The following is a 14,230-nucleotide window of genomic DNA, read 5'->3' on the forward strand; positions in this document are numbered from 1 at the left end:
GAGGAGCACATGGTGGGCGACTTCGCCGACCCGGCGCCGGCAGGGGGTCGGCGCGGTGCGCAACGGGGAGGGGGCATTTCCCGAACCGCGAGGGAGCGGGAGCTGATCATGGACGTCGGTGTTGTTGACCAAAATTCTGCTCGACCGTAAAGTCCGGCTTGGTCGCGGGTGCATGGACAGACGACGCTGAAGACAGAGGAACGTGGACTTTTCATACCCGGCGGAAGTGGAAGAGTTTCGCACCGAGTTGCGCGACTGGTTGTCGAAGAACCTGACCGACGAGTTGGTGGCCGCCCGCCGCCCCGCCGGGCGTGACGACGCCGCGATCGAGATGCTGCGCGCCTGGAGCGCGACGATGGCCGACGCGGGCTGGGCGGCGGTCTCCTGGCCTCGCGAGTACGGCGGCCGCGGCGCGACCGTTCTCGAGCAACTGGTCTACACCGAGGAAACGACGCGGGCCCGAGCGCCCATGCCGCTCAACGTCATTGGGCTGAACAACATCGCGCCGGCCATCATGCAATACGGCACGGAAGGCCAGAAGCTCACCCTGCTTCCCCCCATGATGCGCGCCGACGACATCTGGTGCCAAGGCATGTCGGAACCCGAAGCGGGGTCCGATCTGGCCGCGCTGCGCACCCGGGCGGTGCACTGCGCCGGTCCGCACGGCGACGGCTTCGTCGTCAACGGCCAGAAGATCTGGACCTCGTTGGGGCACCGGGCCGACTGGTGCCAGCTGTACGTGCGCACCGATCCCGATGCACCCAAACACAAGGGCATCTCCTGCCTGATCGTCGACATGACGCTGCCCGGCATCGAGGTCCGCCCGCTGGTGACGCTCACCGGCGACACCGACTTCGCCGAGGTGTTCTTCCACGACGTGCGGGTTCCGGCGGACGCGCTGCTCGGACCGCTGAACGCAGGCTGGCAGGTGGCCACCACGACGCTCAGCCACGAACGGGCCGGCGCCGCCCGGCTGTACGCCGAGATGCAGGTGCGGCTCGAGGAACTGGTGGACGACATCGCCGCGGCCGACGCCGGAGCGCTCGAGGATCCCGTGACCCTGCGTCGCCTCGGCGAGATCGCGCTCCGCATCAAATATCTCGAAGTCCTCTGCCAGCGGTCGATCTCGGCCACGCTGCACGGCGGTGATGCGTTCGGATCGGCCAGCCTCGCCAAGACGGTGTGGGGCGAGATCGGTCAGGACATGGCCGCGCTGGCCTTCGACGTGCTGGGCACCCGCGGCGCCGGCGCGCCGTGGGCGAACTACCGCCTCACGTCGCGCTCGCTCACCATCGCCGGCGGCACGAGCCAGATCAACAAGAACATCACCGCCCAGCGGGTACTCGGGTTGCCGCGCACATGAACCTCGAACTCACCGACGAGCAGGTGGCGCTGCGCGACACCACCCGGCGCTTCCTCGCCGCGAAGGCGCCCGTCTCGGACCACGTGCGCCCGCTGCTCGACGACCCGATCGGCACCAGCGACGCCGTGTGGCGTGGCCTCGCCGATCTCGGGACCACCGGCCTGCTCGTACCGGAGCGCCACGGCGGCGCCGGCATGACGATGGTCGAGGCCGGAATCGTCGCCGAAGAGCTCGGCGCCGCCCTGCATCCGGGGCCGTGGCTGTCGACCGCCGTCGCCGCCACCCGGGCGCTGACGCGGCTCGGCGCCGCCGACGCCGCGGCCGGGCTGCTGAGCGGGATCGCCAAGGGCACCGCGGTCGCCACCGTCGCCTTGCCCGAGGGCGAGGGCGCTTCGGTCGCCGCGAGCCGCCAGGGCGTCGACGTCACCTTGCGGGGCGAGATCGCCGCGGTCGCCGACGCGGCCGCGGCGGACGTGCTCCTGGCGCTCGCCGAGGATGATGGCGGCCCCGGGCTTTTCGCGGTGCGGACCGACGGGCCGGGCATTTCGATCGAGCCCGAACCCGGTATCGACCAGACCCGCAAGCGGTTCCGCGTCGCGCTGAACGCGGCGCCCGCGCAGCGGCTGGCCGCGTCGGCTCCGCACGACGTCGCGGCGGTGCTCGACGACGTGCTGATCGCGACGGCCGCCGACGCTCTCGGTGCCGCGCGCGCCGTCTTGGGCAGCGCCGTCGAATACGCCAAGACGCGAACGCAATTCGGCCAGCCCATCGGCTCGTTCCAGGCCGTCCAGCACCTGTGCGTCGACATGTTCGAGACGGTCGAGCTGGCCCGCAGCGGCGTGATCCACGCGCTGTGGGCCGCCGACAACGCCGGTGCCGACGAGCGCCACCTTGCCGCGCTGCGGGCGAAGGCGTTCGCCGGGCGGCTGGCCACCGTGGGCGACACGGCCATCCAGGTGTTCGGTGGGATCGGCTACACCTGGGAGCACGACGCGCACCTCTACCTCAAGCGGCTGCTGAGCTGGAGCGCATTTCTCGGCGGCCCCGACCGGTACCTCACCGAACTCGGTGCGCGCCTTGCGAAGAGGGGAAAACCGTAATGGACATCGAGTACCTGCTCACCGCCACCCGCTCGGCGCGCAAGACGCTCGACCCGGACGCGCCGGTCGATTTCGCAGACATCCGGGAATGCCTGCGCATCGGCCTGCAGGCGGCCAACGGCTCCAATCAACAGTCCTGGCGCTGGCTGGCGGTCACCGACCCGCAGCTGCGGGCGCAGATCGCCGAGCTGTACCGCGAGGCCTACCTGCTGCGGGTCGGTGGCGAGATGATCGCCGACCTGGTGCCGGCCGAAACGCCAGAAGGGCGGATCATGTCGTCGACGGAATGGCTGGTGGCAAACATGGCGCGGGTGCCGCTGCTGCTGATTCCCTGTTATCAGCCCTACCTGCCGCGCATCGAGGGTGACGAATCGTTTCATCGGGCCACGCTCTACGGCTCGATCTTCCCCGCCGTGTGGAACTTTCAGCTGGCGCTGCACACCCGGGGATACGGAACCTGCATCACCACCCTGCATCTGCATCGCGAGGACGAGGTGCGGCGACTGCTCGGAATCCCCGACACCTACGTTCAGGGTTGCCTGCTCCCGGTGGGGCGGCTTCGCGCCGGGCACAGGTTTCGGCCCGCCCGTCGGCGACCCGTCGACGAGGTCGTCGCGCGCGATCGCTGGGACGGGCCGGCGCTCTAGAATGGGTGCCGGCACCGCCGTTGTGCAGCGCGTTCGTCCCACCCGGGTCTGATAGCCTCTAACAAACATTTGGTTCGGCGAGAGGGACGAATGCGCATGCTTGCCAGTCCGTACTCGCCCGGAAGTGCGCACGGCTGACCATGCCCAGAGCGGAGTCGTTGCGCGCCGGTCCCGCAGCGGATTTGGGCACACGGCGAACCGAGATCCTCACCACCGCGGCCTCACTGATCGCGCAGTCGGGTTTGCGGACGTCGTTGCAGGAGATTGCCGACGCGGCGGGAATCCTTCCCGGCAGCCTGTATCACCACTTCGAGTCCAAAGAGGCGATCCTCATCGAGCTGATCCGCCGCTACCAGGACGATCTGGACCGGATCGGGCAGGCTGCGCAGGCGAAGTTGGACAAGCCCGACCCGCGCCCGGTTCCCGAGCAGATCGTCGAATTGGGCTCGGCGATCGCGCAGTGCGCCGTCGAACATCGCGCCGCGCTGCAGATGTCGTTCTACGAGGGGCCCAGCACCGATCCGGAACTGATGAAGCTGACGCGGCAGCGACCCGTGGCGATTCAGCAGGCGATGCTGCAGACGCTGCGCGCGGGCAGGTGGAGCGGCTACATCAAACCCGACATCGACCTGCCCACGCTGGCCGACCGGATCTGCCAGACCATGCTGCAGGTGGGCCTGGACGTCATGCGTCACAAATCCCCCGCCGACCAGGTGGCCGCGCTTCTCTGCCGAATCATGTTGCAGGGCTTGGCGACCCGACCGCCGACGGATGCCGCGCTGGACAGGTCCAGTGCCTTCGCCGCCGCCACGGACGTCATCGCGACCTGGTCGGACGACCGCGACGCCGACCCCGGCGACAAGGCGGCGCACGTGCACGCGGTCGCGCGCGCGGAATTCGGCCGCAAGGGCTACGAGGCCACCACCATCAGGGACATCGCGTCCGCGGCCGGCCTCGGCACCGGAACGGTCTATCGGGTGATCGGATCGAAGGACGAGCTTCTCGCGTCGATCATGGAGTCTTTCGGCCGAAAGGTGGAGGCCGGCTGGGTCAGGGTCCTGCGCTCGGACGCCACGCCCATCGAAAAACTGGACGCGCTGAGCTGGGTCAACGTCAACGCGCTCGATCGATTCTCCGACGAGTTCCGGATTCAGCTCGCCTGGATGCGGCAATCGCCGCCGGACACTCCCAACCCGGGCTGGTTGTATGCGACCCGACTCCGGCAGATGAAAACTCTTCTTTCCGAGGGCATCCGGTCCGGGGAGATCAGCGTCGACGCCGCGTCGACCGCGATGCTGGCCCGGTGCGTCATCGGCCTGCAGTGGATACCCGAGAACATCCTCGCCGAGGTCGGCAAACGTGCGGCGGTGGTGCACGCGCGGGACACGGTCTTACGTGGTGTGGCGGTTCGCGCCGGGTAGGTATTGAACCAAATAACTGTTACCCATACAGTTGGGCGGTTAGAACTGCATTGGCGGTGAATGAGAAGGGGATTTCCATGACTGTTGTCGATCGGTTGCGCTACGACGGCAAGCGGGCTCTCGTCGTCGGCGGTGCCACCGGCATGGGTGCGGCCGCGGCCAAGTCGGCGGCCGAGCTCGGCGCCGAAGTGATCGTGATGGACTACGCGCCGGTGAGCTACGACGTCGCCAAGTCCATCCAGGTCGACCTGCGCGACCCGGCATCGATCGACGCCGCGCTCGAGCAGCTGGACGGCCCGATACACGCGGTGTTCTCGGCCGCCGGCATCGCCGACGGGACGACCGACCTGATGGCGATCAACTTCATCGGCCACCGCCATCTCATCGACCGGCTCCTGGAGAAAAACCAACTGCCCTCGGGCTCGGCGATCTGCTTCATCTCCTCGGTCGCGGGCATGGGCTGGGAGAACGACCTGGAGCTGTTGACGGAATTCCTCGCCACCCCGGACTTCGCCTCGGCGCAGGAATGGGTCAAGGCGCACGAGGCCGAAGGCATCATCCACTACGGCTTCTCCAAGAAGGTCGTCAACGCCTACGTCGCGACGCAGGGCTACCCGCTGCTGAAGAAGGGCATCCGGATCAACGCGATCTGCCCCGGCCCCACCGACACCCCGCTGGCCCAGGCCAACGCCGACCTCTGGCTGACCTTCGCCCAGGACTACCGCGACGAGACCGGTTCGAAGGTGCACACCCCGGAGCAGATGGGCGACGTCATGGCGTTCCTCAACAGCGCCGCCGCCTTCGGCGTCAGTGGCATCACGCTGCTGGTGGACTACGGGCACACGATGGCCTCGCTCACCGGCGCGTACCCGCCCGGCAAGCCGATCATCGATCTGATCATGGGGCGAGTGAAGCTTTAGTGGCGATCGCGAGCGCGGCGTAGCCGGGCGAAGCGGATCGCCACAATCAGGATCGGCGCGATCGCGAGCGCCCGGCCAGCCGGACGCCGAGCGTCGAGCGCCCGGCCAGCCGGGCACTCGGCGCCGGTAACGTCGGAGGCATGGCACGAATCGTCGTCATCGGCGGCCACGGCAAGGTCGCGCTGCAGCTGGCCCGCATCCTGACCGAACGGGGTGACGAGGTGAGTTCGGTGTTCCGCAACCCCGAGCACTCCGACGACGTCGCGGCCACCGGTGCCACGCCCGTGGTGGCCGATATCGAGCAGCTGGACACCGACGCCCTGGCCGGCCTGCTGGCCGGGCACGACGCGGTCGTCTTCTCGGCTGGCGCGGGCGGCGGCAACCCCGCGCGCACCTATGCGGTCGACCGCGACGCCGCGATCCGGGCGGTCGACGCCGCCGCGCGGGCCGGCGCCAAACGGTTCGTGATGGTCTCCTACTTCGGCGCGGGGCCGGACCACGGCGTACCGCAGGAGGATCCGTTCTTCGCCTACGCCGAGGCGAAGGCGGCCGCGGACGAACATTTGCGGGCCAGCGGCCTGGACTGGACGGTGCTGGGACCGGGGCGGCTCACCGAAGAACCGGCCACCGGGCGCATCACGCTCGGGCACGGCAAGGGGGAAGTTTCGCGGGCCGACGTCGCGCGCGTCGCGGCCGCCGCGCTGGCGGACGACTCGACCGTCGGCCGCACGATCGACTTCAACAACGGCGAGACCCCCATCGCTGAAGCGCTGGCAAGCCGGCGCGCACGACGGGAGTAGACTCCGCTGCGCAGCTGGTCTGCTGTCGCCGCAAGGCAACAGCATCGAGCGAGGCGAGTTGGTAACGCTTCGCGAGAGGGAACCCGGTGAGAGCCCGGGACTGTCCCGCAGCGGTATGCAGGAACGACCGCCGTCAACCAAGCACTGGTCGAAAGACTGGGAAGCGACGGCCAGTAGGAGCACCGGCCGGTGCGCGCCTGCGAGTCCGAAGACCTGCCAGCCGTGCCGGGCGCGCCGCGTCCGGCGGCTCATCGCCTCGTGGAATGGGCGTTTGGCCGAGCGCGTTGCGGTGTGCGCAAGGTGCACACCGCGGCGGATCGGCTGCGCGTCCTCCGGCGGTGACCACCCCGCAGATGGATAGGACACACCGTGACCGCACAACCCTTCACCGCCACCGTTACCGGCTCCCCCCGCATCGGCCCCAAGCGCGAACTCAAGCGCGCCACCGAGGGCTATTGGGCGGGACGCACCAGCCGATCCGAGCTGGAATCCGTTGCCGCCACGCTGCGCCGCGAGATGTGGGCAGGCCTCGCCGCCGCCGGCCTGGACTCGGTCCCGGTGAACACCTTCTCCTACTACGACCAGATGCTGGACACGGCGGTGATGCTCGGCGCCCTGCCGGCCCGGGCCGCCCGGGTGCCCGACGATCTGGACCGCTACTTCGCCGCCGCGCGCGGCAATTCCGACGTCGCGCCGCTGGAGATGACCAAATGGTTCGACACGAACTACCACTACCTGGTCCCCGAGATTGGGCCCGCCACCACCTTCTCCCTCAACCCCGGCAAGGTGCTTTCCGAACTGAAAGAGGCTATGGGGCAAGGGATCCCCGCCCGCCCCGTGGTCATCGGGCCGATCACCTTCCTGCTGTTGAGCAAGGCGGTCGACGGTGGCGGCGCGCCGATCGGCCGGCTCGAGGAGCTGGTGCCGATCTACGCTGAGTTGTTGACGCTGCTGGCCGGGAACGGCGCGCAGTGGGTGCAGTTCGACGAGCCGGCGCTGGTGACCGACATCTCCCCCGACGCCCCGGCGCTGGCCGAGGCCACGTACAACGCGCTGGGCAAGGTGAGCAACCGCCCCGGCATCTTCGTCGCCACCTACTTCGGTGACCCCGGCCCCTCCCTGGCCGGACTGGCCCGCACGCCGGTCGAGGCCATCGGCGTCGACCTGGTGTACGGCGCCGACACAGGGATCGCCGGCATACCGGAGCTGTCCGACAAGACCCTGGTCGCCGGCGTCGTCGACGGACGCAACGTCTGGCGAACCGACCTGGAGGCCGCGCTCGACAAACTCGGTACACTGCTGGGATCCGCTGCCGCGGTGGCGGTCTCGACCTCGTGCTCCACGATGCACGTGCCGTACGCGCTGCAACCGGAAACCGATCTCGACGACGCGCTGCGCGGCTGGCTGGCGTTCGGGCAGGAGAAGGTCGCCGAAGTGGTGGCCCTCGCGCGCGCACTGCGCGAAGGACGCGACGCCGTCGCCGAGGAGATCGCCGCGTCCAACGCCGCGGTGGCGTCGCGCAGGAGCGATCCGCGCCTGCACAACGACGAACTACGCGCCCGCATCGACTCGATCGTCGGGTCGGGCACTCACCGCGGTGACGCGGCGGCACGCCGCGTCAAGCAGGAAGAGCGCCTGCACCTGCCGCCGCTGCCGACGACGACCATCGGCTCCTACCCGCAGACCTCCGCGATCCGCAAGGCGCGCGCCGCGTTGCGCGCCGGCGAGATCGACCGGGCGGAGTACGAGAGGCGGATGCGCAACGAGATCGCCGACGTCATCAAGCTGCAGGAGGAGCTCGGGCTCGACGTGTTGGTGCACGGCGAGCCCGAGCGCAACGACATGGTGCAGTACTTCGCCGAGCAGCTGGAGGGATTCTTCGCGCCGCAGAACGGCTGGGTGCAGTCGTACGGGAGCCGCTGCGTGCGGCCGCCGATCCTGTACGGCGACGTCGTTCGCACCCACCCGATGACCGTCGACTGGATCAAATACGCGCAGTCGTTGACCGACAAGCCGGTGAAGGGCATGCTCACCGGTCCGGTCACGATCTTGGCTTGGTCTTTCGTCCGCGACGATCAGCCGCTGGCCGACACCGCCAACCAGGTGGCGCTGGCCATTCGCGACGAGACCGTCGACCTGCAGGCCGCGGGCATCGCGGTCATCCAGGTCGACGAGCCGGCGCTGCGGGAGCTGCTTCCGCTGCGCCGCGCGGATCAGCAGGATTACTTGCGTTGGGCCGTAGGCTCTTTCCGGTTGGCCACCTCGGGGGTCGACGACTCCACGCAGATCCACACCCACCTGTGCTACTCGGAATTCGGTGAGGTGATCGGGGCCATCGCGGACCTGGACGCCGACGTGACGTCCATCGAGGCGGCCCGGTCACGCATGGAGGTGCTCGACGACCTCAACGCGGCCGGCTTCGCCAACAGCGTCGGCCCGGGCGTCTACGACATCCACTCGCCGCGGGTCCCCAGCACCGCGGAAATGGCGGAGTCGCTGCGCGCGGCACTGCGAGCCGTTCCGGCGCAACGGCTGTGGGTCAACCCCGACTGCGGGCTGAAGACCCGCAATGCGGACGAGGTGACGGCGTCGCTGCGCAACATGGTCGCCGCCGCGCGGGAGGTCCGCACGGGGGCTTAGCCCCGCCGATCAGACGCAAAATCGCACGTTTCCGGCTCGGAACGTGCGATTTTGCGTCTGCTCGCGCAGTCTACTCGGACAGCACCTCGACGGGCACGTCGTCGGCCCACGGTTGCCGGGTCACCATGTCCGCGACCCGGACGGTGCCGCGCTCGAACTCGCCCGTCGCCGCATCAACCAGCCGGTAGGCCTGGGTCTGCTTGTGAATGGGCTGGGCGTCGAGCAGCACCACCCGCACCTCGCCCGGCTCGAAGTGGCAACGCTGCTGCAGCGCGGCGATCAGCTGTTCGTTGTGCATGTGGCCGTCGCCGAAATTCCAGCCGATCGCGGTGCTGCAGATGCGTTCGCCGTCGGTGAGCACGTAGTCGTCCTCGTTCTGCCCCGCCATCGCCCGGTGCGCCAGCGTGAACAGCGCCCGGCCGTGAGTGTTGAACCCGCGGAACGCGTATCCCATGTAGAGCGGGATCTGCGCGGCCTCCGGGCTGCCGTAGAACCGCTCCAGTTGGGCCTGCGGCATGCTGGCGATCGCCACGACGCCCCGGGCGATCTTGTCGCTGGCCGAGGGCTTGATGCACCACAGCGTCGTGTCCCAGTTCCCGGCGTAGTACCGCATCCCCGGCAGGAACGAAATCTTGCGGGGAAACATGTTGCCCAACACCACGATTCCCGCGATGACGCCGAAAAGTATCGCCACCGCCACCGGGTGCCTCAGGTCGCGCAGGCCCAGGCGGGCGTGCGCGACGAACAACGACAGCACGCCGAAGATCATGAAGACGTTCCACTCCAGCGGCACACCCATCGGGATCGACGCCAGGATCCCCAGGTGGAAGCAGACCATCACGATGGCGGCCACCGTGATGGGCCAGCCGCTGTGGCAGAAGAACAACGGCAGCGGCACCAGCATCTCGATCGCGGTGCTCAGGTGCGCCAGCCACCGCGACAGCCGCCCGGGCCGCAGGTCGTCCGGGAACTTCTCGAAGAACCGCCGCTTCAGCCACCGGGGCCGCACCAGCGGGTTGTTGGACATCATCGTCGAGATCACGAACGGGAAGTGCTTGTTCAGCTTCGAGGTCGCGGCGCCCATCCAGATGACCAGGAACACCACCTTGGACGCGACGATCATGTCGACCCCGCCGAACAGGAAGGTCACCGCCATGGTCGCGTAGACCTCGCCACGGGCGGCCAGGAAGATCACCTTGTCGCGCAGCCCGAGCACCCCGAGCAGCAGCAGGATCAGCACGATCTTCCAGGCGGGCAGCAACCCGACCGTAGTGCCCAGCTCGGGTATCGGCCCGCTGCCGTCGGCGAACAGCGCGCTGAGCGTCAGCAGCAAAAACAGCGCATACAGCGCGACGTCGATCGGCTTGCGCTTGGTGCCAGCGGTCAGGGGAACCCGGTCCGGCCACGGTGGCAGCCGGATGGTGCCGAACCGCATCCAGTACAGGATCGACCCCATGGGCGGGAAGAACCGGTTGTTCAGCGGCCCGAACCCGCAACCGAGCCCGACGACCTCGAACAGCATCGTGTAGAGGACGACCTTCTCGAACACGATCGGCTCCGACCACCACTTCGCGACGTTGGTGAACCCGCCGAGGCCCGCGGTGGCCGAGGCGAACAGCCACGCGCCCAGGATGTAGAGCAGGATTTTGGCGACGTAGAACAGGTGCAGCGCGACCGGCGTGCCGAAGCCCACCTCGGCCCAGTGTTTGGCCATCGGGCGGATCTTCTCGCTACGGGTGCCCTTGTTCCACTCGGCCATGTCGAGCTGCGGCAGCTCAGGCTTCAGAAATCCCATGGTGGTCAGATTAGAACGTGTTCTAGGCGCGCGGCACTCAAGCCGGGCAAGAATCCTTTGCCTGCGACTTCGCCGCCGGATAGCGTGAAAGCGGATCGGCGCGGTCCCCGGGAGGCGTCCACCATGAGCAGGCTTCGAAATCTCATACCGGCCGCGATGCTGGCGGCGACGGCCGCGATGCTGGCGGCGATTGCCGCGGTGTCACCGGCCGCCCGGGCCGACGCGCCCGCGCCGGGCGATCCCTGCACGGTGTTGCACGCGACCACCCAGGACGCCAACAACAGGACGATGTGGTGCAACCCCACGATGACCGGCGGACACGACCTGGTGTGGCAATACGGCGGTCCCGGTTAAGCTCGCGATCGCCCGCGGCTTCGCGGCGTGAACTGAGGGCTTTGCGGGTGCGCTGAGGGCGGGAAATCCGCGCTGGCTCCGCCGCTGACGCACACTCAAAGCCATCAGCGCACAAGCGATTTCACCGACCGAAGATCCCCGGCGCGATCACCGGCGCCCGCTGCAGCACCCGCGGATCGGCCTGGGGCGTGAGCGCGTCGAGGTCGCCCGGCGGCAGATCGGGCAGCGCTTCCACGGCAGCAAGAAACCGCTCGCGCTCGGCCGGTTCGACGACGTCGCCGGCGAGCCGGGTGAACTTCGCCACGTACTCCGGGCGACGGAACGGCCGCGCCCCCAACGGGTGCGCGTCCGCCACCGCCAGCTCGTCGACGATCATCTCCCCGCTCTTCAGCGTGATCTCGGCGCGCGCCCCGTACCCCTGCTCGGCCGGATCCGTCGAGTGGTAGCGGCGGGTCCACTCCGGATCCTCGACCGTCGAGACCTTGCGCCACAGCGCGACGGTGTCGGGCCGGTGGGCCCGCTCGGGAGCGTAGGACCGCTCGTGGTGCCAGCTCCCGTCCTGCAGCGCGACCGCGAAGATGTAGGGCAGCGAGTGGTCGAGGGTTTCCCGCGACGCGTCCGGGTCGAACTTCTGTGGATCCCCCGAGCCCGTTCCGATCACGACGTGGGTGTGGTGGCTGGTGTGCAGCACGATGGACGCGATCTCGTCGAGACCGCCGATCCGCTCGCGGAGCCGCCGCGCCAGATCGATCGGCGCCTGGCTCTGATACTCCGCCGAGTGCTCCTTGGTGTAACTGTCCAGGATGGCGCGCTTGGGCTCGCCGGCAGCGGGCAGCGGCACCCGGTATTCGCGCCCGGGTCCACCGAGGAGCCAGGCGATCACGCCGTCCTCGCCCTCCCAGATGGGCGCCGGCGCGCCCTCGCCGCGCATCGCCCGATCCACCGCCTCGATGGCGACCTTGCTTGCGTGCGCGGGGGCGAACGCCTTCCAGCTGGAGATCAGCCCCTTGCGGGATTGCCGGGTGCTGGTGGTCAGGTGCAGCGCCTGCCCGACCGCCTGGTAGATCGTCTCGGTGTCCAGCCGCAGCATGGTCCCGATGCCGGCGGCCACCGACGGGCCCAGGTGTGCGACGTGGTCAATCTTGTGCTCGTGCAAGCAGATTCCGCGGGCCAGGTCGATCTGAATCTCGTAGGCGGTGGCCAGGCCGCGGATCAGGTCAGCGCCGGGCAGGCCCAGCTGCTGGGCGACCGCGACCAGCGGCGGGATGTTGTCGCCGGGGTGCGAGTACTCGGCGGCCAAAAACGTGTCGTGGTAGTCGAGTTCGCGCGCCGCGACGCCGTTGGCCCAGGCCGCCCATTCCGTGGAGTAGGTGCCGTCGACGCCGAAGACGCGGGCACCGCGCCGCGCGGGATGCGCCAGCGCCTGCCGCCGCGCCACCGTGACCGGCCGGCGCAGCACGGCGGCGGCGCTGACCGCGGCGTTGTCGATGATGCGGTTCGCCACCATCTCGGCGGTCGCCGGCTCGACGGCAACCGGATCGGCGGCGACGGCGGCGATCTTGGCCGCCAGGTGCTCGGCGCGGGGAAAGTCTTCGGAGCTGCGCCGCGCGCGAACCGTATGCGTCAACACAATCCGCACCCTATGGCCGGCAAGAACGCGCGCAGAAATCTGCGTTAACCCGCCACCGCCGGTGCGGGCCGCGGTGTAGTTTGCTGCTGGGGCGGGACATAGGTTGAGGAGCCAGCCGTGTCAGAGGTCGATTACTGCGTGGTCGGAGCGGGATTCGCGGGCCTGACGGCGGCCCTGCGATTGAAGCGGGCCGGCCATTCGGTGGCCTTGCTGGAGGCGCGAGACAGGGTCGGCGGCCGCACCTTCACCGAGCACCGCCCCGACGGATCGTGGATCGACCGCGGCGGCGCGTGGATCGGACCGGGGCAGGATCGGATCTACGCGCTGATGGACGAGTTCGGCGTCCCCGAGTACAAGCAGCACAACGACGGCGACGCCATGATGATCGTCGACGGCAAGAAGCACCGCTACGGCGGCACCATCCCCTGGACGATCAGCCCGTGGGCGGTGGCCAACCTCGGCGTCGGGTTGCTGTCGATCGAGAAGATGGCCAAAACACTTCCGCGGGAAGCCCCTTGGGAGGCCAAGCAGGCGCACGAGTGGGACCGCATCAGCATCGGGGAATGGATCGAGCAGAACACCATGTCCAAGCAGGCCCGCGAAATGCTGGACATGGCCTTTGCCGGCCTCTACACCTCCGCGGCGTCGGAGACGTCGTTGCTGTGGGGGTTGTTGCAGACGGCGTCGGCGGGCGGACTGACGTTCGCGATTTCGGGCGAGGGCGGCTCCCAGGACGCCCGCCCGGTCGGCGGAATGGGCGCCATCTACGGTCCCATCGCGGCCGAACTCGGTGACGCGGTCCACCTTTCGCAACCGGTCCGGCAGATCGCCCAGGATCCGGACGGCGTGACCGTCACCGCGGCCGACCTGACGATCCGCGCGCGGCGGGTGATCGTGGCGATCCCGCTCGCCGTCGCCTCCTCGATCGTCTACGAGCCGATGCTGCCGGTGGATCGGGCGATGCTGCACCAGCGGATGCCGAGCGGCGCGGTCATCAAGACGTCGATCATCTACGACGAGCCGTTCTGGCGCGCCGACGGGCTGTCGGGTCAGTCGGCCGCGCCGGGGACGCCCGCAACGTTGACGATCGACGCCTGCACCGACACCGGCACCCCCGGCGTCATGTGCGTCATCACCGAAGGGCCCGCGGCGCGGCGGCTCACGAAGCTCACCGAGGCCGAGCGCAGGGCGGCGCTCGTCGGCGAGTTGGTCGACCGGTTCGGCGAGAGGGCGAGAACGCCGCAGGAGTACCACGAGCAGAACTGGACCATCGAGCGCTACTCCGGCGGCGGAATGATCGGCCACGCCCCGACCGGCGTGCTGACCGAATTCGGCTACACCCTGCGCGAGCCGTGCGGCCGCATCCACTGGGCCGGAACCGAGAGTTCGACCATCATGTGCGGGTGGATCGACGGCGCGATCCGCTCCGGTGAGCGCGCCGCCGCCGAGGTACGGGAAGCCGAGGCCGCCGCCGTCGTCTAGCGGCCCGCCGGAATCACTTGCGCCACTTGCGTTTCAGCAGTGTCCTCATCGCCATTCAATGTCGGTGGGCGGCGATAA

The 14,230-nt window shown here is 69.0% G+C and carries 11 protein-coding genes and 1 riboswitch; of the genes, 9 read left to right on the forward strand and 2 right to left on the reverse strand.

Going from position 1 to position 14,230, the window contains the following annotated elements; all coding sequences use genetic code 11:
* Positions 1-202: 202 nt before the first annotated feature.
* The 7 genes from BST44_RS10415 (at position 203) to metE (ending at position 8,891) form a co-directional block, all read left to right on the forward strand.
* Entirely contained in the window at positions 203-1,363 is a 1,161-nt protein-coding gene (locus BST44_RS10415; protein ID WP_083177044.1) for an acyl-CoA dehydrogenase family protein, read from the forward strand.
* On the forward strand, positions 1,360-2,463 hold the full coding sequence (locus BST44_RS10420) for an acyl-CoA dehydrogenase family protein (RefSeq protein WP_083177045.1): 1,104 nt from the start codon (positions 1,360-1,362) through the stop codon (positions 2,461-2,463). The genes BST44_RS10415 and BST44_RS10420 overlap by 4 nt, the downstream gene beginning before the upstream one ends.
* Positions 2,463-3,110: a nitroreductase family protein gene (locus BST44_RS10425; RefSeq protein WP_083177046.1), complete on the forward strand. Its 648-nt coding sequence runs from the start codon at positions 2,463-2,465 to the stop codon at positions 3,108-3,110. Before BST44_RS10420 ends, BST44_RS10425 begins: the two co-directional genes overlap by 1 nt.
* 140 nt (positions 3,111-3,250) lie before the next feature.
* The gene (locus BST44_RS10430; RefSeq protein ID WP_083177047.1) at positions 3,251-4,531 is read left to right on the forward strand and encodes a TetR/AcrR family transcriptional regulator; all 1,281 of its coding nucleotides are present in this window, start codon (positions 3,251-3,253) and stop codon (positions 4,529-4,531) included.
* 77 nt (positions 4,532-4,608) lie between these two features.
* Positions 4,609-5,451: an SDR family oxidoreductase gene (locus BST44_RS10435; protein WP_083177048.1), complete on the forward strand. Its 843-nt coding sequence runs from the start codon at positions 4,609-4,611 to the stop codon at positions 5,449-5,451.
* 140 nt (positions 5,452-5,591) lie between these two features.
* The gene (locus BST44_RS10440; RefSeq protein ID WP_083177049.1) at positions 5,592-6,251 is read left to right on the forward strand and encodes an NAD(P)H-binding protein; all 660 of its coding nucleotides are present in this window, start codon (positions 5,592-5,594) and stop codon (positions 6,249-6,251) included.
* 57 nt (positions 6,252-6,308) lie between these two features.
* Positions 6,309-6,472, forward strand: a riboswitch (cobalamin riboswitch).
* A gap of 148 nt (positions 6,473-6,620) precedes the next feature.
* Complete coding sequence (gene metE, locus BST44_RS10445) at positions 6,621-8,891, forward strand: 5-methyltetrahydropteroyltriglutamate--homocysteine S-methyltransferase (protein ID WP_083177050.1); 2,271 nt, start codon at positions 6,621-6,623, stop codon at positions 8,889-8,891.
* Positions 8,892-8,961: 70 nt separating this feature from the next.
* On the opposite strand, the gene BST44_RS10450 is transcribed toward metE, so the two are convergent.
* Positions 8,962-10,686 carry a DUF3556 domain-containing protein gene (locus tag BST44_RS10450; RefSeq protein ID WP_083177051.1) on the reverse strand — a complete coding sequence of 575 codons (1,725 nt, stop codon included), beginning with the start codon at positions 10,684-10,686 and terminating at the stop codon, positions 8,962-8,964.
* Positions 10,687-10,809: 123 nt separating this feature from the next.
* Here BST44_RS10450 and BST44_RS10455 point away from each other — a divergent pair, with 123 nt between their 5' ends.
* A complete protein-coding gene (locus BST44_RS10455; protein WP_083177052.1) occupies positions 10,810-11,040 on the forward strand; it encodes a hypothetical protein in 231 nt (76 codons plus the stop codon).
* Between the two features lie 121 nt (positions 11,041-11,161).
* Here BST44_RS10455 and prpD read toward each other — a convergent pair whose 3' ends face one another.
* A complete protein-coding gene (prpD, locus tag BST44_RS10460) occupies positions 11,162-12,670 on the reverse strand; it encodes a 2-methylcitrate dehydratase PrpD (RefSeq protein ID WP_142274446.1) in 1,509 nt (502 codons plus the stop codon).
* A 117-nt stretch (positions 12,671-12,787) separates the two neighbouring features.
* Between prpD and BST44_RS10465 the strand changes: the two genes are divergently transcribed.
* Positions 12,788-14,152 carry a flavin monoamine oxidase family protein gene (locus BST44_RS10465; RefSeq protein ID WP_083177054.1) on the forward strand — a complete coding sequence of 455 codons (1,365 nt, stop codon included), beginning with the start codon at positions 12,788-12,790 and terminating at the stop codon, positions 14,150-14,152.
* Positions 14,153-14,230: the final 78 nt, after the last annotated feature.

The sequence above is a fragment of the Mycobacterium scrofulaceum genome (genome assembly GCF_002086735.1).
Taxonomy (GTDB): Bacteria; Actinomycetota; Actinomycetes; order Mycobacteriales; family Mycobacteriaceae; genus Mycobacterium; species Mycobacterium scrofulaceum.

Coding starts and splice junctions, on each gene's coding strand:
- BST44_RS10420 (WP_083177045.1), top strand. CDS start 1,360: ATGAACCTCGAACTCACCGACGAGCAGGTGGCGCTGCGCGACACCACC.
- BST44_RS10425 (WP_083177046.1), top strand. CDS start 2,463: ATGGACATCGAGTACCTGCTCACCGCCACCCGCTCGGCGCGCAAGACG.
- BST44_RS10430 (WP_083177047.1), top strand. CDS start 3,251: ATGCCCAGAGCGGAGTCGTTGCGCGCCGGTCCCGCAGCGGATTTGGGC.
- BST44_RS10435 (WP_083177048.1), top strand. CDS start 4,609: ATGACTGTTGTCGATCGGTTGCGCTACGACGGCAAGCGGGCTCTCGTC.
- BST44_RS10440 (WP_083177049.1), top strand. CDS start 5,592: ATGGCACGAATCGTCGTCATCGGCGGCCACGGCAAGGTCGCGCTGCAG.
- BST44_RS10450 (WP_083177051.1), bottom strand. CDS start 10,686: ATGGGATTTCTGAAGCCTGAGCTGCCGCAGCTCGACATGGCCGAGTGG.
- BST44_RS10455 (WP_083177052.1), top strand. CDS start 10,810: ATGAGCAGGCTTCGAAATCTCATACCGGCCGCGATGCTGGCGGCGACG.